Here is a 20,046-nt window from a genome sequence, read left to right as displayed (position 1 = left end):
GTCCGTGGTTACAGTGGTTATCTAACTAGAGCTACAAAAGCGGAGAGGATCAAAAACTCTTGTTTGGGGCAGATGGGGCTGCACTGCAAAACGCAGGTGGCGACGCGATTCTTTCGGTCAACGGCCTGCAGAAAGCCTTTGGCGGCGTGCAAGCACTTTCCGGTATGGATTTAGAGGTGCGACGCGGCACAGTGACAGGTTTGATCGGCCCCAACGGGGCTGGCAAGTCAACGCTGTTCAACTGCATGTCGGGCGTAATCCCGCCGGATTTCGGCGAGGTCCATGCGTTCGGGCGGAACATCACCGGATGGCCATCGCATCGTTTGGCGCCCTTGGGTGTCGTTCGCACCTTCCAGCTTAGCCGGGAACTCGGCCGTTTAACCTGCCTGGAAAATCTGATGCTGGCGCCCCTCGCGCAACTTGGCGAGCGTTTGCTCCCGATTTTTCTGCAACCGGGTGCAGTGGCGCGGGAGGAAAGGGCGCTTTATGCAAAGGCGTGCGAGGTTCTCGAGTTTGCGCGCCTTGCGGACCTCCGCGACGAGTATGCGGAGAACCTCTCGGGTGGCCAGAAGAAGCTCTTGGAACTTGCGCGGGCCTTGATGCTGGATTGCGAGCTGATCCTGCTGGACGAACCCGGAGCGGGAGTAAACCCGGCACTGATGAAAACCCTGGAGGAGATCATCATCACCCTTAACCGGGACCAGGGCCGGACTTTCCTGATCGTCGAACATGACATGGATATCATCGCCCGCCTATGCGACCCGGTCATCGTCATGACCGAAGGGCGCAAGCTGACCGAGGGCCCCTTTGACCTGGTGCGCCGAGATCCAACGGTGATCGAAGCTTATCTTGGGGGAGTGGCATGACCGGGCCTCTGTTGGCGGTAGAGGGGCTCTGCGCCGGCTATGGAAAAGGCGACATCATCAAGGATGTCACTTTCGAGCTATCGGCCGGGGGTATCACAACAATTATCGGGCCGAACGGCGCGGGGAAATCGACACTGATTAAGACACTGGCAGGTGTTGTACGTCCTCGCATGGGAAGTGTACGCGTCGATGGTGATGATCTGACGGGGATGGTTGCGAACAGAATGGCCGCGCACGGCGTCGCTTATGTGCCGCAGGAGGCCAACGTCTTTCGTAGCCTCACAGTGCAAGAAAACCTGGAGATGGGTGCTTGGACCGCGACGGATACGCGTCACGAACGAATGGCGCGCGTCTTTGAGCTATTCCCGGTGTTGCAGGAGCGATCTGCCGTACGTGCGGGCAATCTCTCCGGCGGACAGCGGCAAATGGCGGCCTTCGGCATGGCTATGATGGTCGCGCCAAGACTCTTGCTTCTGGATGAGCCTTCCGCGGGGCTCAGTCCGAAGATGGTTGGCCAGATGTTTGAAACGGTCCGGCGTGTCAACGAGACCGGCGTAGGTGTGCTGATGGTCGAACAAAATGCAATCCAGGGTCTTGGTATTGCTGATCGTGGCATCGTCATGGCCGCCGGCGAAATCAAGCTGAACCTTCCGGCAAGCGAGTTGCTGGACAATGCCGAGGTGGGAGAACTCTACCTCGGTACCCGGCAATAGAGGGGACGGGCCGATGGGGCAGGTTTTGATCAACGCGTTGGTGAATGCCGCATTGATAGGTCCGCCGGCGGTGGCCTTCAGCATGCTTTTTGGCATCTTGCGGTTTCCAAACTTCGCGATCGGCGGATATATCACCGTCGGTGCGTTCGCGGTTTTCGCCTTCAATGTGACACTGGGCTTGCCGCTCGTGCTGGCGACCTTGCTGGGTATGGCGGTGACCGGAGCATTAGTGTGGTTGAGCGATGAGATCGTGTTCAAGCCGATGCGCGAGCATTCGCCGATTACCCTGTTGATCGTCTCCATTGCGCTGACATTGATTCTGGAACAGGGCGTGCGGTTGTTCTGGGGTGCGGATGTGCGCGGTTTCGATCTGCCGCTTACGCGTCCGATGAAATTCGCGGGGATGCGCATCACCGTCGAACAGGTTTGGATCATCGGTCTGGCTTTGGCTGTAGCTAGTCTGACCCACGCAATCCTTCGCTACACGCGTATAGGCAAAGCCATGCGGGCGACATCCGATAACTTCATGCTCGCGCAGGTGCGCGGTATCAACACCGGCCGCGTCATCGCTTTCACCTGGCTGTATTGCGGCGCGCTTTTCGGGTTGACCGGCACTCTGGGGGGACTCGATCTGGTGATCGAGCCTCTATTGGGCTGGAACCTTACAATTCCGATCTTTGCGGCAGCGATCCTCGGCGGCATCGGCTCTGCCTACGGCGCGATGCTGGGAGCGTTGTTGGTAGGAATTGCCGAAGAACTGACCGTTCTGGTTCTGCCCAGTACCTACAAGGTCGGTGTCGGTTTTATCATCATTGCATTGCTCTTGCTGTTGCGGCCTCAGGGGCTGTTCGGCGAGGCGCAGATCAAGAAATGAGGGAGAGGCAGCCGTCATGACCTTCTACTTCGTTTCCATCGCCACCTATGTCGGTTTCTTTATGATCATGGCCCTTGCCCTGAACCTGCAGTGGGGCATGACCGGCATGGTGAATTTCGGTGTCGCCGGATTCTACGCCATCGGCGCTTACACCAGCGGGCTTCTTAGCGTGAAGGCAGGGTGGCCGGTTGAATGGGCCATGCTTGCAGCGCCCGTCATGGGCTTGATCTGGGGCGCGGCCGTCGCGCTGTTGTCGATCCGACTGCGTGAGGATTTCCTGGCGATAGTAACGCTGGGGTTTGGCGAGATCGTCCGCTTGTTCGTTCTCAACGAGGATTGGCTGACGGAGGGACCGCGCGGCCTGCGTATCGATGCCCGCCCGTTGGGCGGAATGCTTAATCGTGACCAATACGCTTATTTCTACCTCGCTCTGGTTGCCGTCACCGTACTGATCATATTCCTGATTAGCGAACGCATCCGCCGCAGCCCTTATGGACGGGTCCTGCGCGCCATTCGCGAGGATGATGTGGTTGCCGGGGTTTTGGGAAAGGTAGTGCTGCGATACCGGATCCAGGTATTCGCCCTGGGTGGCGCCTTTATGGGCCTGGGCGGGGCGCTTTATGCCCATTACGTCCAGAACATCAGCCCGGATGTATTCATGCCCATGGTCGCTATTTTCATATGGATGTCGGTGATCGTTGGTGGGGCCGGTAACAACAAGGGGCTGCTGATCGGCGCGGGCGTGGTCATGGCCTTGCTTGAGGGCACGCGATTTCTCGGCGATTTCATGACCTGGTTGGACGCGGAGAAGCTATCAGCGCTGCGAATCATTCTGATCGGCGTTCTGTTGATTGTCGTACTCCGCTTGCGCCCCCGTGGTCTCATGCCAGAGGAGAAATTTCAATATAACCCTTGAAAAAACCGTAATTAACAAAAAAAGAAACATGGCATAGTGTGAAAATCCTAGCGACACGAGAACGAGGAAACCGGTGGGCTACCCGCCAGGAAATGGGGACAGAGGAGAACGAAAATGAACAAGCTGATCACGCGCCGCAGGGCGCTTCAAGGAACGGCGGCGGCCTTTGCCGCAACGGCAATTGCGCCAAAGTTGGTCCTTGGCGCGGACCCAATAAATGTCGGAAGCCTGACACCCAATACCGGTGGCGGCGGCCCCTTCGGCCCTAATATCGCGGCGGCGCACCGCCGGGTGGTTGAAGAGGTGAATGCAGCGGGCGGGGTCTTGGGGCGCGAGGTGCAGCTGACCCAGGAGAATTCGGAGACGAACCCTGAAACCGCGGTCCGGGCGGCCGACAAGCTGATCAACGTCAACCAGGTTATCGGAATTCTGGGAACCTGGTCGTCTTCGGTGACACTGGGCATCATGCCGAAGTGCCAGGAAGCTGGTGTAATTCAGATGTGCACGTCGTCCTCGGCAGACATTCCGACCAAGGACGAGAAGGGTCTGGTGTTCAATTTCCAGGCGCTTTCGCCGGTCTGGGGCGATGCCATTGCCGACCTGGCGCTGCGGCGCGGCTTCAAGACCTTTTCCCTAATGGCGCTGAACAACGACTTCACCGGGTCGATGATCGATGCCTTCGCCGCCAAGGTAAAGGCGAAGGGCGCCCAGGTAATCAACGAGCCTTTCTTCTACAACGGTGGGCAATCGTCTTACCGTACGGAGGTGGAGCAATTGATCGCCGGCGATCCGGAAGCCGTCTTCATCCCTGCCTACGTCACCGACTTTACGGCGGTCTATAAGGAAATCTTCCGTTCCGGGTACGAGGGTCAGGTGATCTCCGTGTCGATTGCGACGGGCGACAAGTTCAAGGAGGCCGTGGGCGAGGCCGCCAACGGCCTGTTGCATGGCGTGCCGGTTCCCCCGATCGGCAGCAAGGCCTATGCGATGTACCTTCAGGAAGCGGGCCTGGAAGATACCGGCGAAGTGCAACACCCCTTCGGCACCGCCGGGCGCGACCAGATGTCATCGTTGCTGTTGGCCGTCGAAAAGGCCGGTTCCACGGATACGGCAAAGGTCGCCAAGGCAATCTGGGAGGTGACGACCGGGCCCGGCAAGAAGGAAGTCTTCAGCGTTCTGGAAGGCTTGGAGGCCATTCGCGCCGGTGAAGAGATTAACTATTCCGGTGCCAGCTCGTCGGTCGAGTTCGACAACGAGGGCATGGTGCTGGGTAGGGACTTCCAGCTTACCGAGGTTCAGGACGGCAAGGATGTCGTCGTGGAGCGCTTGGAGTTTAAAGGCTGAGATAGCGGCGATCGGGTTGGGGGCGGTGACTTGTTCGCCGCCTCCGCCGTTGCCATAGTAATATGAAGGTTTGAATCAAGGAGAGTTGAGATCATGGCGAGGGTACGCGATATTGAAATTCATGAGGTTCCCGAGGACGTTCGCGGAATCTACAAGCGCTTCTCGGAGGAGTATGGCCCCTTCCTCAATCAAGTGAAGGTGTTTGCGCACCGGGCTCCGGTCCTCAAGCACATTCAGGGTCTTCTGCTCGACCTTAAGGATGAGCAGATCCTCGACAAGCGATACCTGGAGATTGCGCTGGTGGTGGTCTCCAAAATCAACGAGTGCACCTACTGCGTGGCCCACCATGCCCCCCGGCTTGTCGAGCAGGGTCTGGGCGCTGAGACGGTCGCGAACATCTTGGAGCCGGACTGCCCCGGGTTGAATGACGTAGATCGTCTGGTACGTGACTTTGCGGTTCAGGTGACCGAAAAGCCCCAGTACATGCGCGATGCGATCTTCGATGAGATGAAGAAGCATTTCACCGAAGAGCAGATCGTCGAATTGACGGTGCGGACCGCGCTCTGCGGCTTCTTTAACCGGGTGAACGACGCGCTGCAGATCGGCATGGAAGAAGGTGTGATCGAGGATTACCTGTCGCATGGTTCCTCGACGGAAGCCCTGCCGCAGCACGACGCGGCGGAGTAAGCGCCGGAAAACCCGGCCAGGAGGCAGCAATGTACGGTTGGCGTGGACGGATCGGCCTGATGGTGCCGACCGGTAACACGGTCATGGAGCCAGAGTTCGCGAGACTGGCGCCGGAGGGCGTCTCGGTTCATGCCAACCGCGTTTATCTCAAGGAAGTTTCGCCCGAGGCGCTTTTGGGAATGGAGGCCGACGCCGCCCGTTCGGCGGAGCAACTTACACAGTGCCGACTGGACGTGATGTGCTTTGGCTGCACCTCCGGTAGTTTCGTCGGCGGCCTGGGTTATGACGCCCGCTTGATAGACGTCATCGAAAACGCCAGTGGTCTACCATCGACGACCACCTCGACCGCAGTGCTCAGGGCGCTGCGTCTTTTGGGGATTAGCAGAGTTGCCTTGGCTACGCCCTATACGGACGAAGTGACCGAGATCGAGAAACGCTGGCTCGAGGATAACGGGATCGAAGTCACGGCCTGGCAGGGGGGTGGCTTGGTCCAGACGGCCGACATTCAGGAATGCGCACCGGAAGTTTCCTATCGCCGTGCCAGGGCGGTCGACAATGATCGCGCTGAGGCGGTTTTCATCTCTTGTACTGGATTTCGCACGATCGAGAACCTTGCGAAACTGGAGGCGGATCTGGGGAAGCCGGTAATCTCCTCCAATCAGGCGAGTTTCGCCGACTGCCTGCGCCTGATGGGCGTGGGCCAGGTGCAGCCCGGGTTTGGCAGCTTGTTCGAGCGGGTATTCGCCGAAAGGAGTGACCACGGCGGCGAAACCCCGTCAAAACAGGGAATCGCCGCCCAGTAACTTCCGCTTCCCTTAGCTGGCGAATTTCCGCTTTGCTTCGATCCGGCGACGATGAAGCACCGGCTCGGTGTAGCCGTTGGGTTGCGCCGTTCCCTTGAAGACGAGATCACAGGCTGCCTGAAAGGCGACGCTGCCGGCGAAGTCCTTGGCCATCGGCCGGTAGCTCGGGTCGCCCGCGTTCTGACCGTCGACGACGGCAGCCATGCGTCGTAGGGTTTCCATCACCTGATCCTCGCTGCAGATTCCGTGGTGCAGCCAGTTGGCGATGTGCTGGCTGGAAATTCGTAGCGTCGCGCGGTCCTCCATCAGGCCCACATTGTTGATGTCGGGAACCTTCGAACAGCCAACGCCGGCATCAACCCAACGCACGACGTACCCCAGGATTCCCTGGGCGTTGTTGTCCAACTCCTGTTGTATCTCTTCGCTCGACCAGTTTGGGCGGTCGGCCAGGGGGATGGTGAGGATGTCGGCCAGTTTGGCCCGTTGACGTGATTTCAGCTTTTCCTGGCGTTCGGCAACGGAAACCTCGTGGTAATGGAGCGCATGGAGCGTGGCCGCCGTGGGCGACGGGACCCAGGCGGTGTTGGCGCCGGCTTTCGGGTGGCCGATCTTCTGAACCAGCATGTCAGCCATACGATCCGGCATGGCCCACATGCCCTTGCCGATCTGTGCGCGACCCTGCAGGCCGCAGGCCAGACCGATATCCACATTCCAGTCCTCATAGGCCGAAATCCAGGCCGCTGATTTCATGTCGCCCTTTCGGATGACGGGACCGGCTTCCATCGACGTGTGGATTTCGTCGCCCGTCCGGTCGAGGAACCCGGTATTGATGAAGACGACACGGGTTTTCGCGGCGCGGATGCACTCCTTGAGGTTGACGGTTGTGCGCCGTTCCTCGTCCATGATGCCCATCTTTAATGTCGACGGCGCCATGCCGAGCGCCTGTTCGACGCGTCCGAACAGTTCGTTGGCGAAGGCGACTTCCTCGGGGCCGTGCATCTTCGGCTTTACGATGTAAACCGAACCGGCGCGGCTGTTGGCGCGACGCTCCCTGATATCATGCAAGGCGATTAGAGACGTCATCATGCTGTCCAGGATGCCTTCCGGGACCTCATTGCCGTCCTTGTCAAAAATAGCGCCGATGGTCATCAGATGCCCCACGTTGCGAACCAGCATCAGGCTTCGGCCAGGCAGCCGCAGTTCGCCGCCGCTAGCGGACTTGTACAACCGGTCTTCGTTCAGGCGCCGCTCGATGGTCTTGCCGTTCTTCTCCAAGGTTTCCGTCAGGTCGCCCTTCATCAGCCCTAGCCAGTTGCGATAAACCGCGACCTTGTCCGCCGCATCGACGGCTGCGATCGAGTCCTCGCAGTCCATGATCGTGGTGAGGGCCGATTCCATGATCAGGTCCGCAACGCCCGCCGGGTCGGTCTTGCCGATAAAATGCGAGCGGTCGATAACAATTTCCACGTGCAGACCGTGGTTAACCAGCAAGATAGCGGTCGGTGCGTCGGCCTCGCCGCGGAATCCGGCGAACTGGTTCGGGTCCTTGAGGCCGCTGTTGCCGCCGCCGGCAAGACTGACTGTCAGCTTGCCGTCAGTGATGCGGTAAGCAGTGGCGTCTTTGTGCGATCCGTTGGCCAGCGGCATGCGTTGGTCCAAGAAATCACGTGCGAATGCAATAACTTTTTGGCCGCGCTTCGGATTGAACGCGCTGCCGCGCACCGCGCCATCAGTGTCGGGGATAGCGTCCGTGCCGTATAGCGCATCGTAGAGACTGCCCCAGCGGGCGTTGGCCGCGTTGAGTGCGTAGCGGGCGTTCATCACCGGTACGACGAGCTGCGGCCCGGCAATCTTGGCAATCTCGTCATCCACGTTGTCGGTCTCTACCGAGAAGTTATCGCCTTCAGGCAGCAGGTAGCCGATTTCCGAGAGAAAAGCCTTGTAGGCCTCGGCATCGTGGGGCTGGCCTTTGCGCTCCCGGTGCCATTGGTCGATGGCGGCTTGCAGGCTGTCACGCTTGTTCAATAGTTCACGATTGCGAGGCGCGAGATCATGGACAATCCCATCCAGCGCGCTCCAGAAGGCGGCTTGTTCCACGCCTGTGCCCGGAAGAGCTTCCTGGTTGATGAAGTGGTAGAGTTCGTTGTCGACCTGTAAATCGCCGACGGGGAGGCGTTCGACCATAGAAGGGTCACTCCTGCTAACTAGAGAAAAACATCGGGTGTTCGTTTTGTTTGCGGCAGAATTTAGTGTTTTGTGCGCGAATTGAAAGCGGCAATGCTGTTGGTCTTCTCACCAAACCCATTAGGCGTTTGCCTTGAAAGCGCTTCTTTGGCACAAGAATAGAAGGGTTGGGAGCGTCAAGTCGAGCAGTGCAGCAGGTACGGCGCTGACCGGAATAAGGCGGCGAGGGAAGGAAGCTTCGTGCGAGGAACTGCGCTGATTACCGGGATCACGGGCCAGGATGGAGCCTATCTGGCCGCACACCTTCTGGGCTGTGGGTACAAGGTTTTCGGCACGCACCGGCGCACCAGTTCCACGAATTTCTGGCGTTTGAAGGAACTTGGGATTGACTGCCATCCGAATCTCAGCCTTGTCGAGCACGATGTTACCGACCCCGGGTCCAGCATCCGTTTAATCGAGCGCAGCGAACCCGATGAGGTCTACAACCTTGCTGCCCAGAGCTTTGTGGCGGTTTCCTTCGACCAACCCATTACGACGGCGCAGATCAACGCCTTGGGCGCACTTCATTTGCTGGAGGCGATTCGCAGCGTCAATCCGGGTATCCGCTTTTATCAGGCTTCATCCTCGGAACTGTTTGGCAAGGTGCAGGAAGTTCCTCAAAGTGAAACGACGCCATTTCATCCCCGCAGCCCTTATGCGGTATCTAAGCTTTTTGCCCATTGGGCCACGGTCAACTATCGCGAGTCCTACGGCTTGTTTGCGGCAAGCGGTATCCTTTTCAACCACGAGTCGCCATTGCGCGGCGAAGAGTTCGTCACGCGCAAAATCACGCAAGGCTTGGCACGTATTCGGCTGGGCCAGCAGGAATGCCTGGAGTTGGGCAACCTTGATGCGAAACGCGATTGGGGCTTTGCGGGAGAGTTTGTCGAGGGGATGCGCCTGATGCTCACTGCCGCCGAGCCGGACAGCTTTGTGTTGGCGACCGGGCGTTCGGAGACGGTCCGCAATTTCGTACGTCTGGCGAGCGAGGCGTTAGGAATGTCCCTGGAGTTTCGCGGTAGCGGATTGCAGGAAGTCGGTATCGATACCGCCACGGGCAATCGTGTCGTGCGCGTGGCCGAGAAGTTTTACCGCCCGGCGGAGGTCGATCTCTTGATCGGCGATCCTTCAAAGGCCAAGCGGGTTCTTGGGTGGGAGGCCAAGACGCCGTTAGAGGAATTGGCCCGAATGATGGTGACTCGCGATCTGGAGCGCTGCCAGGGACGCACACAGTAATGTCACCGATCTTTCCGGTCATTCTGAGCGGTGGTGCGGGTACGCGCTTGTGGCCGCAGTCGCGTCAGGCCTACCCAAAGCAGTTCCTTTCGCTGACGTCCGGGCAAACCCTGTTGCAGCAAACCGCGGAGCGTTTGTTTGCGGTCGCGTCTACACCACCGCTTGTGATTTGCAATGAGGTGCATCGCTTCATCGTTGCCGAGCAGCTTCGGACGCTGCCGGCGGGGTCTGCAAAGATAATTCTGGAGCCGGTTGGTCGAAACACTGCGCCGGCGATCACCCTGGCTGCCTTGGCGGCTACAAAGGATGGCGCCGACCCGATTGTGGTCATTTCACCGGCCGATCATGTGGTGATGAATTCGCAGGCCTTTGAAGTGGCAACCGGCCAGGCGGTTAGCTTGGCGGAAGACGGCTTTGTTGTTACTTTCGGGGTAACTCCCGATCGCCCTGAAACCGGCTATGGTTACATCAAGCCCGGTGAGCAGATCAATGGGAGCCCAGGTCATCGCATCGCCCATTTTGTGGAAAAGCCGAACGCAGACCGGGCTGCCGTCATGCTGTCCCAAGGCGGGTTTCTGTGGAACAGCGGTCTGTTCGTCTTTAAGGCTTCGGTCTTACTTTCGGAACTCGAGCACCTGGCGCCCGAGATACTGGCCGCCTGCCGGTTTGCTTTGGACGGCGCCGAGCGCGACCTCGATTTTTTGCGGCTGGCGTCCGAGCCTTTCACGGCCTGTCCTGCCGGCTCCTTCGATGTCCTAGTGATGGAACGAACCGACAAGGGAGCGGTGGTCGAACTTGATGCGGGCTGGACTGACATAGGTTCGTGGGATGCACTCTGGCAATTGCTGGACAAGGATGCGGACGGGAACGCCGGGCGGGGCGACGTGATTGCGTTGGAAAGCAAAAATTCCCTGGTTTGGTCGGAGAAAAGCCTGCTGGCGGTCTTCGGCGTCGAGAACCTGATAGTCGTCGAATCAGATGATTCGATTCTGGTCGCCGACCGTGGGCGGGCGCAGGAAATTCGCAAGGTCGTGGCCAGACTGGATGCCGAGGGCAGCACGCGGCATCAGGTTCATCGGCGGGTCTATCGCCCTTGGGGTAGTTTTGATGCTCTGGATTCCGGAGAGCGATTTCAGGTTAAGAGCATTGTCATCAAGCCAGGGCAGGGAACCTCGATGCAGCTGCACCATCACAGGGCCGAGCACTGGATCGTTGTGCGGGGCTGCGCCAAGGTGACCTGTGAGGATCGAGAGATTATCCTGGAGGAAAACCAATCGACCTATATTCCACGCGGCGCGAAACACCGGCTGGAGAATCCGGGAAAGGGAGATCTGGAGTTGATCGAAGTTCAAAGTGGCAGCTATCTGGGTGAAGACGACATCGTTCGATTCGATGATGTCTATGGGCGGGAGTAGGTACCGGCTCCTCGCCAGATGGTACAATGATTGCTTGCACTGTGATCAGGCGGGCAGGACGCGTCAGTGTTCTCCGCCCATCCAGTCTTCGTCCTTGATGACAGCCGTGACACGCAGGCTACCATAAGCAACAAGTCCGATCAGGATGGCGACGGGCGTACCGATCAAGGCATACCAATACCCTTTTAGGAGTAGCAGCAGAATGGTCCCCGCCGTCAAACAAGCTGCCAACAGGCAGGCATAGGGGTGTGACCCGGCAAAGGATTCTTTCTTCTGTAATGCCTGCGGCATTCGCTTGATGCTCCGTATGTTCGCTGTTGCCGCCTTGTTGCGACCTGTTGATCTTTGCCGACTAAAGTAAAAAAAACTTTAATTCTAGGCGATTGCCGCAGATCGGATCGTACTGCGTCATAATTTTACGTGCACCGGCGGGAGAATCCGGTAGAAACCTGCTATAGACTACGACAGGAGGTGCTTTGTCATGCTGCAAAAATTGTTGGAGAACAATAAGGTTTGGGCCGCTCGCAAAATCGAGCGCGATCCGGATTTCTTTCGCCGCCTGTCCCGACAACAAACCCCCAGGTACTTATGGATCGGATGCAGTGACAGCCGCGTACCTGCCAACGAGATTGTGGGCATGGACCCAGGTGAGATTTTCGTTCACCGCAATGTCGCCAACCAAGTGCACCCGGTTGACCTCAACTGCAGCTCCGTCTTGCAGTTCGCCATTCACGGCTTGAAAACCAGCGAGATTATTCTTTGTGGCCACTACGGCTGTTCCGGGGTACGCGCGGCCCTGGAGGGGAATGCGACCGGTTTGTCGGAACATTGGCTGGCGCCGATCCAATCAATCATCGACAGCAACAAAAGCGACCTGGATTCCTGTCAGGAAGAGGAAGAGCGGCGCGACCGTCTTTGTGAATTGAATGTCGCCCAGCAAGTGCTCAATCTGGCCGAATCGCCGGTTATCAGGGCAGCCTGGCGCGCCGGGCAGAAGGTGAACATTCATGGTTGGATCTATGGTCTGAAGGACGGGTTGATTCGCGACCTGGATATCAGCCTCTTCGGACCGAACCGCTAGGCGGCTTGCGATCTTCGCCGCGCAGGACAGAAGGCGCGCTATCGAATCTTGTGCGAAAGGCGCGGGAGAATGCGGAGCGATCCTCGAATCCGCAGGCTGCGGCGACATCCGTCATGGGCAGGTCGGTTTGCAAAAGCAGGCGGCGAGCGGCGTTGAGTCTGATCCACTGGTAGAAGCGGGCAGGCGAGGTCCCCATGACCCGATGAAAATCGCGCTGCAATGTCCGTTCGCTGACGCCGATGCGGGATGCCAGCTTCATCAACGACAATGGTTGTTCCAGATTTTGCTCCATCAGGTCGATGGCGGCTGCCAAATGCGGCTCGGCCCATTTCAGACGGCCCAGCGATAGCATGCGTTGCGCGTCGCGCGGCGACGATTCCTGCTCGTAGATGAAGGTGCTTGCGACTTCCAATGCCAGGGCAAAGCCCTGTTGTTGGCGAAGCAGATGGATTGCGAAATCCAAGGTAGGAATAGCGCCGCTTGTGGAGGCTCTGTTGCGGTCGACCACATAACGGTCACCGACTGTCGCGACCCGTGGAAACTCGGTTGCGAAATGGTCCAGATCCTCCCAGTGAGCCGTTGCGCGATACCCGTCGAGCAGACCGGCGCGCGCCAGAACGAAGACACCGGATTCCATGCCGCCGATAGGCAGGCCGCTGGCCGCGATGCGACGAAGGTCACGCAGGACCGCTGGCTTGCAGAACTTATCCACCTCATAGCTTGAAACCACGAACAATTGATCCAGTTCCAGGCGCTCGCCAAGGCTCGCGTCGACGGCGATCTCAAAGCCACTTGTGCTCCTTACCGGCTTGCCATCCGTGGAGATCAGACAGGTCTCGTATAGCGCTCGGCCTGCCTGCCTGTTGGCTGCGCGCAATGGATCCATGATTCCCGCCAGTGTCATGTGCGAGAATGACGGCACCAGCAATAGGCCCACACGCTGGCGCTGGTCGGCGGCGAGCGGTCGGAAGAAATGCGTATGTGGCGGTTTTTGCATTAATCTTGTCCGAATCTGCAAAACAAGCTTCTTCATCTCAGGTTTTGATTGCGGCCACAAGCGCCTCGTCCAGCAAGCCTGCGGGAAAACGGCAAGGCAGATCTACGAAGGGAGATAGTGATGAACCGGGAAGTTTTCATAACCTGCGCGGTCACCGGCGCCGGAGATACGGTCGGCAAGAGTGACAAGGTGCCTGTGACACCCAAGGAAATCGCCGACAGTGCAATCGAGGCTGCCAAGGCGGGCGCCGCCATAGTGCACATTCATGTGCGCGATCCGGAAACCGGGCGTGGGTCTCGTGACCCGAAGCTCTTCAAGGAAGTCGTGGATCGCATCCGCTCCAGCGATGTCGATGTTGTGTTGAATCTGACGGCTGGCATGGGCGGCGACTTGGTTTTCGGCGAGGGGGAGCAACCTCTGCCGCTGGATGAAAGCGGCACCGATATCGCTGGACCGTTGGAGCGCTTGGCTCATGTGGAACAGCTATTGCCGGAGATCTGTACGCTGGATTGCGGATCCATGAATTTTGCCGCGGGTGGCAATTACATCATGTGCAATCCGCCCGCCGCCTTGAATGCTATGGCGCGCCGGGTCCAAGAGCTGGGCGTGCGGCCGGAACTGGAGGTCTTTGATTTCGGCCACTTGGTCATGGTCCACGATATGATCAAGGACGGCGTACTCGACGACCCCATCATGGTTCAACTCTGCATGGGTATTCCTTACGGCGCGCCGGACGATCCAGGGACGTTGATGGCACTGGTTAATCGCCTGCCGAGGGATGCGGTTTTCTCGGCCTTTTCCATCGGCCGCAATCAACTTCCTTACGTTGCCATGGCGATGTTGGCCGGTGGCAATGTTCGGGTTGGATTGGAGGACAACATTTACCTTGATCGAGGCGTGTTGGCGACCAACGCACAGCTTGTCGAGCGTGCGGTTCATATCCTTGACGGCATGAACGTCAAGCTTCTCGGGCCGGACGCCGTGCGCGAGAAACTCAAGCTCAAGAAACGCGGGTAAGGGAAGGAACCGAGATCATGTCAGTGATTGGCAAGGCAGCCCTCCTTGGCGGCGGCGTTATCGGCGGCGGCTGGGCGGCGCGCCTGCTGTTGAACGGGATCGATGTTGTTCTCTTCGATCCGGACCCACAGGCCGCACGCAAAGTGGGCGAAGTCATGACGAACGCACGACGCGCCTTCGCCGACCTGATTCCGGAAGGGCGGCCCGATGAAGGGCGTCTGACGATCACCGCCGATCTCGCCGAGGCGGTCAGCGGCGCCGCCTTCATTCAGGAGTCCGCACCGGAGCGCCTTGAATTGAAGCAGAACCTCTTTGCCGAGGTGGACGCTCTCGCGCCGGAGGATGCGTTGATCTGTTCATCCACCTCCGGCCTCTTGCCGACGGAACTCCAGGCAAAGATGAAGCACCCCGAACGTCTGCTGGTCGCACATCCATTCAATCCGGTTTACCTCTTGCCGTTGGTTGAGCTTGTCGGCGGTGAAAAGACCGCCCCGGAAGCGATCGAGCGCGCCAAGACCCTCTATGTGTCTTTGGGGATGAAACCGCTGCATGTACGGCGTGAGATCGAGGCCTTTATCGCTGACCGCTTGATGGAGGCGCTGTGGCGTGAGGCCCTGTGGTTGGTCAAGGACGGCATAGCCTCTGCCGAGGAGATCGATGACGCCATCCGGTATGGATGCGGCCTGCGCTGGGCGCAGATGGGTACCTTCCAAGTCTTCAATATCGCGGGCGGCGAGGCTGGCATGCGCCATTTCATGGCGCAGTTCGGACCGGCCCTGAAATGGCCCTGGACAAAGTTGATGGACGTGCCTGAGATGACGGAGGAGCTTATCGAACGCATCGCCGAGCAAACCGACGCACAAGCCGGCGGTCGATCCTTTCGAGAACTCGAGCGCATCCGCGACGAAAATTTGGTGGCGATCATGCAGGCACTGGAGCCCAAGGACTGGGGCGCGGGCGCGGTTCTGAGGCAGTACCGGGCGCAGCTTCGTGGCGACAAGACATAACGATCCGGGGGTTAAGACGATGCGCAAGGTCATCATCACGGCAGGCGCCGGCGGAATCGGGAAGGTTTTGGCTGAAAGCTTCCTGGGCGAAGGTGATTCGGTGGCGGTCTGCGACGCGTCGCCAGAGACCTTGACGCGCTTCAAAGCCGATCACCCGGACGTCCCTGCTTATCGGGCGGACGTTACGGATGAACCTCAGGTCACGGCCTTCATGGCCCAGGCGCAGGAGACGCTGGGTGGGGTCGACATTCTGGTCAACACCGCCGGAATCGCCGGACCGACCGGTCGTCTTGAAGAGCTATCGCTAGCGGATTGGCGTGCCTGTCTTGCGGTGACCTTGGACGGCAGTTTCCTTTGCAGTCGCGCGGTCATTCCGGCGATGAAGGCGCAGGGCAGCGGTTTGATTGTAAACTTTTCCTCAACGGCCGGGCTCTTTGGTTTTGCGCGGCGCAGCCCCTACGCCACGGCTAAATGGGGCGTGATCGGCCTGACCAAGACCATGGCCAGCGAACTGGGCCCGCATGGCATTCGGGTTAATGCCATCTGCCCCGGTTCGGTTGAAGGAGAACGTATGGACCGCGTGATCGCCGCCGAGGCAAAGGCGACCGGCGACAGCGAGGAGACGGTGCGCGCCCGCTACACCAAGGACTCGTCGCTGCGGCGGTTCATTCGCCCGGAGGAGGTGGCTGGTATGGTGTTGTATCTGGCATCTCCCCTGGGTAGCGCTGTGTCGGGACAAGCCCTGGCGGTGGACGGTAACACGGAATCCAAGTAGTCCCCATCGGGACGGGAAGGAGCCAAGCGATGCATTTCGGTTTGACCCAGGAACAGGAGATGGTGGTCGACACCGTTCGCAGCTTCGTCGAGAAAGAGCTTTATCCTCTGGAAGCGGAAGTGGAGCGCAGCGGCATCTGCGCACCGGAGATTGGCCGTGAGATCCAGCGCAAGGTGATGGAGATGGGGTTCTATGCGCCCAACATCCCGGAGGCCTACGGCGGCGGCGGGTTGGATCATCTGACTTTTGCCTTGCTTGAGCGTGAATTGGGCCGCGCCTCCATGGCGCTTTCGGTTTGGTGGGGCCGCCCGTCGAACATCCTGTGCGCCTGCAACGACGAACAACGCGAGCGCTATTTATTACCCAGCGTGCGCGGCGAACGGATCGACGCCCTGGCGATGACCGAGCCGGACGCGGGGTCTGATGTACGCGGCATGAAATGCTTTGCGCGGGCCGACGGCGATGACTTCGTAATCAACGGAACCAAACATTTTATCAGCCACGCGGATATCGCTGATTTTGTGATCGTTTTCGTGGCGACCGGCGAGGAGGAAACCGCACGCGGCCCGAAAAAGAAAATCACCTGCTTCCTGGTCGACCGAGGTACGCCGGGCTTCGAAATCCGCAAGGGATACAACTCGGTCTCGCATCGGGGCTATCATAACAGCATTCTCTCGTTCGATGATTGCCGGCTTCCTGCCAGTCAAATTCTTGGTGAACTGGACGGCGGCTTTGCCGTCATGAATTCGTGGCTCTATGCGACGCGGATCACCGTTGCCGCGATGTCGGTCGGGCGGGCGCGGCGATGTTTCGATATGGCGGTCGATTGGGCTGCCGAGCGCAAGCAGTTCGGCCAGCCAATCGGCAAGTTCCAGGGCGTGTCCTTCAAGTTGGCCGACATGGTTACGTCGATCGATGCGGCGGACTGGTTGACACTGGCTGCCGCCTGGCGGCTGGACCAGGGGTTGGATGCCAATCGCGAGATTGCTCAGGCCAAGGTCTTTGCATCGGAAACCTTGGCGAAAGTGACCGATGAGACGCTACAGATTTTCGGCGGCATGGGCTTGATGGATGAACTGCCCATCGAGCGCTTCTGGCGGGATGCCAGGGTCGAACGTATCTGGGACGGCACCAGCGAGATTCAACGCCATATCATTAGCCGGGAATTGCTGCGGCCCAAGGGGGCTTGAGGAGTCGCCATGGACGAACGGCCCGCCGATACTAAGTTGAGCGGTTTTCAACGCCTTTTGCACCCTCGCTCCATTGCCGTGATCGGCGGGCGTGAAGCCGCCGAAGTCATACGTCAGTGCCGCCGCATGGGCTATAGCGGACTGATTTATCCGGTGCATCCACGCCACGAGAAAGTCGAGGGTGTGCCTTGCTTCAGAACTTTGGCCGATCTGCCCGAAGTTCCCGATGCTGCCTTCGTGGCGGTCAGGCGGGAGCTTTCCATCGACGTGGTGCGTGAACTAGCCGCCATGGGCGCAGGGGGAGCCATCTGCTACGCCTCCGGATTTCGCGAAACCGGCGGGGCGGGCGAAGACCTTCAGGCCGCACTGGTCGAGGCGTCCGGCGACATGCCGATCCTGGGCCCCAACTGCTATGGCCTGATAAACTACCTGGAGGGGGCTTTACTCTGGCCTGATCAGCATGGCGGCCAGCGCCGGGAGCGGGGCGTGGCCATTCTGACTCAAAGCGGCAACATGGCCATCAACTTGACCATGAACCAGCGCGGCCTGCCGATAGCCTTCCTCGTCGCCATGGGCAATCAGGCAAAGGTTGGTTTGGCGGCGATGGCTGATGCCCTGCTGGAGGACCCCCGCGTCAGCGCCATCGGCCTGCATATAGAAGGACTGGGTGATGCCGCCGCTTTCGTGACGCTTGCCGCAAAAGCACGTGCCAGGGGAGTGCCCCTGGTTGCGCTGAAAGTAGGGCGCTCGGAGGCGGCCGCGGCGCTGACCTTCAGCCATACGGCTTCGCTGGCGGGGGCTGATGCCGTCGCTGACGCCTTTCTTCGCCGTTTGGGTATCGGCCGTGTCCACAACGTGCCCGCGTTCCTGGAAACCTTGAAGCTGTTGCATCAGGGCGGTCCCTTGACGGGCCGCGACCTCGCTTCGATGAGTTGTTCAGGCGGCGAGGCTTCGCTCATTGCCGATGCCATTGATAGCCGCAAATTGCGGTTTCGAAGCTTGGACCTGGCGCAGCGCCAACGGGTCAAAGATACCCTGAGCGATCTGGTGCACGTCTCCAATCCGCTGGATTACCACACCTTCATCTGGGCCGATGAGACGCGCATGACCGAAACCTTCGCAGCCATGCTGGGCTGCGGTTTCGATCTCAGTTTCTTGATCCTGGACTTTCCGCGGGCCGATCGTTGCGAGACCCACGATTGGGATATCACGCTAAGAGCACTGGAGGCTGCATCGCGACGGACGGGCGGGCGTTGCGCTGTTGTCGCCTCCCTTCCCGAAAATTTACCGGAAGCCAGGGCCGAGGATATCTTGGCTCGCGGGATGATCCCCTTCGGGGGTATCGAGGAGGCCTTGACCGCCGCCGAGGTCGCCGCTGCCATCGGCGATGCCTGGCGTCGGGATTGGCCTGAACCTGTTACCATCCCGCCTCTGATGAAAGGTGAGGCCGTGTCCATGAGCGAATGGGCGGCCAAGCAGCGCCTGCGAGCAGCCGGGCTCACTCTACCGCGAGGCGGTCTTGCGGCGAACGCCGCCGAAGCCATGGTGATCGCTGAGTCGCTGGGTTTTCCGGTGGTGTTGAAGGCGGTGGGCGAGGGGTTGGCGCACAAGAGCGAACTAGGGGCGGTGCGTTTGGGCCTGGCGGATGCCGATAGCGTGGCCCACGCGGCCGAGGAGTTGCTGCCCATGGGCAGTGGACTGTTGGTAGAGGAAATGATCGGCGACGGCTTGGCCGAAGTCATCGTTGGCTGCCAGCGCGATCCTGTGATTGGTCCTTATTTGCTGTTGGGGTCCGGTGGTGTTCTGGTGGAGTTGATCGCGGATTCGGTGCTGCTGCCCCTGCCTGCCAGCCGGGCCGAGATTGAAGAAGGCCTGTCTCGCTTGAAGGTGGCGCAGCTATTGGCGGGTTATCGCGGCAAGCCTCCGGGGGACCGGGCGGCGCTGATCGCTGCTGTTGAGGCGATCCAGCGGTTTGCCTTGTCCGAGGCGGGACGCTTGATCGAACTGGACGTCAATCCCGTCATCGTCCGGCCGCAGGGCAAGGGCGTGGTCGCGGTGGATGCATTCATGCGGATTGTGAAGGGAGAGAAGAATGGGTAAGGAAGCCATCAAGGTGGACCGCCGGGGCGCGGTGTTCGAGGTTACGTTGGACCGGCCAAAGGCCAACGCCATCGACAACGAGACCAGCCGTGCCATGGGGGATATCTTTGCTGGGTTTCGCGATGACCCGTCACTGCATGTCGCCATCGTAACGGGCGGCACCGGGCGTTTCTTCAGTGCGGGCTGGGATCTGAAGGCGGCGGCCGAGGGCGTGCGGCCCGACAGCGATTATGGGGTTGGAGGCTTTGGCGGGCTGCAGGAGCTGCCAGGCCTCAACAAGCCGGTTATCGCCGCGGTCAACGGCATGGCGGTCGGTGGCGGCTTCGAGCTGGCCTTGTCCTGCGATATTATCCTGGCGTCCGATCAGGCCCGTTTTGCGCTGCCGGAGATTAAGGCTGGAACCTTGGCCGATGCAGCGACCGTTAAACTTCCCAAACGCATGCCCTACCACGTGGCCATGGAATTGCTCTTGGTGGGCCGTTGGATGGAGGTCGAGGAAGCCAAGCACTGGGGCGTGGTGAACGAAATTGTACCGCATGACCAACTGATGCCGCGCGCAAGAGAAGTCGCCGATTTACTGGCCGCGGGGCCGCAGCTTGTTTTTGCGGCCATCAAGGAGGTGGCCCGCACAGCGGAGAATCGCACCTTCCAGGAGACCATGGACTTGATAAACGGCGGTAAGCTTGCCACCGTCCAGAGGCTCTACAACAGTGCTGATCAGTTGGAGGGCGCCAAGGCCTTCGCTGCCAAGCGGGGGCCCGAATGGAAGGGGCAATAGAGCTGGCGTCTTTGTGGGTAGGCC

At 59.6% G+C, this 20,046-nt stretch carries 19 protein-coding genes; 16 read left to right on the top strand and 3 right to left on the bottom strand.

Annotated features, from left to right (window positions below):
• Window positions 1-59 precede the first annotated feature (59 nt).
• The 7 genes from ABIE63_RS03365 (at window position 60) to ABIE63_RS03335 (ending at window position 6,203) form a co-directional block, all read left to right on the top strand.
• Entirely contained in the window at window positions 60-866 is an 807-nt protein-coding gene (locus tag ABIE63_RS03365; RefSeq protein ID WP_354502775.1) for an ABC transporter ATP-binding protein, read from the top strand.
• Entirely contained in the window at window positions 863-1,579 is a 717-nt protein-coding gene (locus tag ABIE63_RS03360; protein WP_354502773.1) for an ABC transporter ATP-binding protein, read from the top strand. The genes ABIE63_RS03365 and ABIE63_RS03360 overlap by 4 nt, the downstream gene beginning before the upstream one ends.
• 13 nt (window positions 1,580-1,592) lie before the next feature.
• Window positions 1,593-2,453 (top strand): branched-chain amino acid ABC transporter permease, encoded by an 861-nt coding sequence (locus ABIE63_RS03355; RefSeq protein ID WP_183417582.1) that lies wholly within the window; start codon window positions 1,593-1,595, stop codon window positions 2,451-2,453.
• 16 nt (window positions 2,454-2,469) lie between these two features.
• A complete protein-coding gene (locus ABIE63_RS03350; protein WP_354502771.1) occupies window positions 2,470-3,369 on the top strand; it encodes a branched-chain amino acid ABC transporter permease in 900 nt (299 codons plus the stop codon).
• 114 nt (window positions 3,370-3,483) lie between these two features.
• On the top strand, window positions 3,484-4,713 hold the full coding sequence (locus ABIE63_RS03345; protein ID WP_354502769.1) for an ABC transporter substrate-binding protein: 1,230 nt from the start codon (window positions 3,484-3,486) through the stop codon (window positions 4,711-4,713).
• 93 nt (window positions 4,714-4,806) lie between these two features.
• Window positions 4,807-5,400 (top strand): carboxymuconolactone decarboxylase family protein, encoded by a 594-nt coding sequence (locus tag ABIE63_RS03340; RefSeq protein WP_354502767.1) that lies wholly within the window; start codon window positions 4,807-4,809, stop codon window positions 5,398-5,400.
• Window positions 5,401-5,429: 29 nt separating this feature from the next.
• Window positions 5,430-6,203 carry an aspartate/glutamate racemase family protein gene (locus tag ABIE63_RS03335; protein WP_354502765.1) on the top strand — a complete coding sequence of 258 codons (774 nt, stop codon included), beginning with the start codon at window positions 5,430-5,432 and terminating at the stop codon, window positions 6,201-6,203.
• A 12-nt stretch (window positions 6,204-6,215) separates the two neighbouring features.
• Here the strand turns inward: ABIE63_RS03335 and ABIE63_RS03330 are convergent, their stop codons facing one another.
• Window positions 6,216-8,387 carry a malate synthase G gene (locus ABIE63_RS03330; RefSeq protein WP_354502763.1) on the bottom strand — a complete coding sequence of 724 codons (2,172 nt, stop codon included), beginning with the start codon at window positions 8,385-8,387 and terminating at the stop codon, window positions 6,216-6,218.
• Window positions 8,388-8,627: 240 nt separating this feature from the next.
• Between ABIE63_RS03330 and gmd the strand changes: the two genes are divergently transcribed.
• Both gmd and ABIE63_RS03320 read left to right on the top strand, forming a co-directional pair.
• Complete coding sequence (gmd, locus tag ABIE63_RS03325) at window positions 8,628-9,662, top strand: GDP-mannose 4,6-dehydratase (RefSeq protein WP_183417576.1); 1,035 nt, start codon at window positions 8,628-8,630, stop codon at window positions 9,660-9,662.
• Window positions 9,662-11,077: a mannose-1-phosphate guanylyltransferase/mannose-6-phosphate isomerase gene (locus tag ABIE63_RS03320; protein WP_354502761.1), complete on the top strand. Its 1,416-nt coding sequence runs from the start codon at window positions 9,662-9,664 to the stop codon at window positions 11,075-11,077. The genes gmd and ABIE63_RS03320 overlap by 1 nt, the downstream gene beginning before the upstream one ends.
• 63 nt (window positions 11,078-11,140) lie before the next feature.
• On the opposite strand, the gene ABIE63_RS03315 is transcribed toward ABIE63_RS03320, so the two are convergent.
• A complete protein-coding gene (locus tag ABIE63_RS03315; RefSeq protein ID WP_183417574.1) occupies window positions 11,141-11,368 on the bottom strand; it encodes a hypothetical protein in 228 nt (75 codons plus the stop codon).
• 190 nt (window positions 11,369-11,558) lie between these two features.
• Here ABIE63_RS03315 and ABIE63_RS03310 point away from each other — a divergent pair, with 190 nt between their 5' ends.
• The gene (locus tag ABIE63_RS03310) at window positions 11,559-12,158 is read left to right on the top strand and encodes a carbonic anhydrase (RefSeq protein WP_354502760.1); all 600 of its coding nucleotides are present in this window, start codon (window positions 11,559-11,561) and stop codon (window positions 12,156-12,158) included.
• On the opposite strand, the gene ABIE63_RS03305 is transcribed toward ABIE63_RS03310, so the two are convergent.
• Window positions 12,133-13,155, bottom strand: a complete 1,023-nt coding sequence (locus ABIE63_RS03305) for a GlxA family transcriptional regulator (protein WP_354502758.1) — start codon at window positions 13,153-13,155, stop codon at window positions 12,133-12,135. The two genes, ABIE63_RS03310 and ABIE63_RS03305, sit on opposite strands and share 26 nt — an antisense overlap.
• 120 nt (window positions 13,156-13,275) lie before the next feature.
• Between ABIE63_RS03305 and ABIE63_RS03300 the strand changes: the two genes are divergently transcribed.
• The 6 genes from ABIE63_RS03300 to ABIE63_RS03275 are packed head-to-tail and all read left to right on the top strand — an operon-like array spanning window position 13,276 to window position 20,022.
• Window positions 13,276-14,172, top strand: coding sequence for a 3-keto-5-aminohexanoate cleavage protein (locus tag ABIE63_RS03300; protein WP_183417571.1), 897 nt, complete (start codon window positions 13,276-13,278; stop codon window positions 14,170-14,172).
• 17 nt (window positions 14,173-14,189) lie between these two features.
• On the top strand, window positions 14,190-15,179 hold the full coding sequence (locus ABIE63_RS03295) for a 3-hydroxyacyl-CoA dehydrogenase NAD-binding domain-containing protein (protein WP_354502756.1): 990 nt from the start codon (window positions 14,190-14,192) through the stop codon (window positions 15,177-15,179).
• A gap of 19 nt (window positions 15,180-15,198) precedes the next feature.
• A complete protein-coding gene (locus tag ABIE63_RS03290) occupies window positions 15,199-15,954 on the top strand; it encodes an SDR family oxidoreductase (protein ID WP_354502754.1) in 756 nt (251 codons plus the stop codon).
• Between the two features lie 29 nt (window positions 15,955-15,983).
• Entirely contained in the window at window positions 15,984-17,144 is a 1,161-nt protein-coding gene (locus tag ABIE63_RS03285) for an acyl-CoA dehydrogenase family protein (RefSeq protein ID WP_354502752.1), read from the top strand.
• Window positions 17,145-17,153: 9 nt separating this feature from the next.
• Entirely contained in the window at window positions 17,154-19,244 is a 2,091-nt protein-coding gene (locus ABIE63_RS03280; protein WP_354502750.1) for an acetate--CoA ligase family protein, read from the top strand.
• The gene (locus ABIE63_RS03275) at window positions 19,237-20,022 is read left to right on the top strand and encodes a carnitinyl-CoA dehydratase (RefSeq protein WP_354502748.1); all 786 of its coding nucleotides are present in this window, start codon (window positions 19,237-19,239) and stop codon (window positions 20,020-20,022) included. The genes ABIE63_RS03280 and ABIE63_RS03275 overlap by 8 nt, the downstream gene beginning before the upstream one ends.
• The last annotated feature ends 24 nt before the right edge of the window (window positions 20,023-20,046 follow it).

The organism is Limibacillus sp. MBR-115 (assembly GCF_040549425.1).
In the GTDB taxonomy this organism is placed as follows: domain Bacteria; phylum Pseudomonadota; class Alphaproteobacteria; order Kiloniellales; family CECT-8803; genus Limibacillus; species Limibacillus halophilus.
Note: the sequence above shows the minus strand (reverse complement) of the source record. Positions and strands in the feature narration are given on the sequence as shown.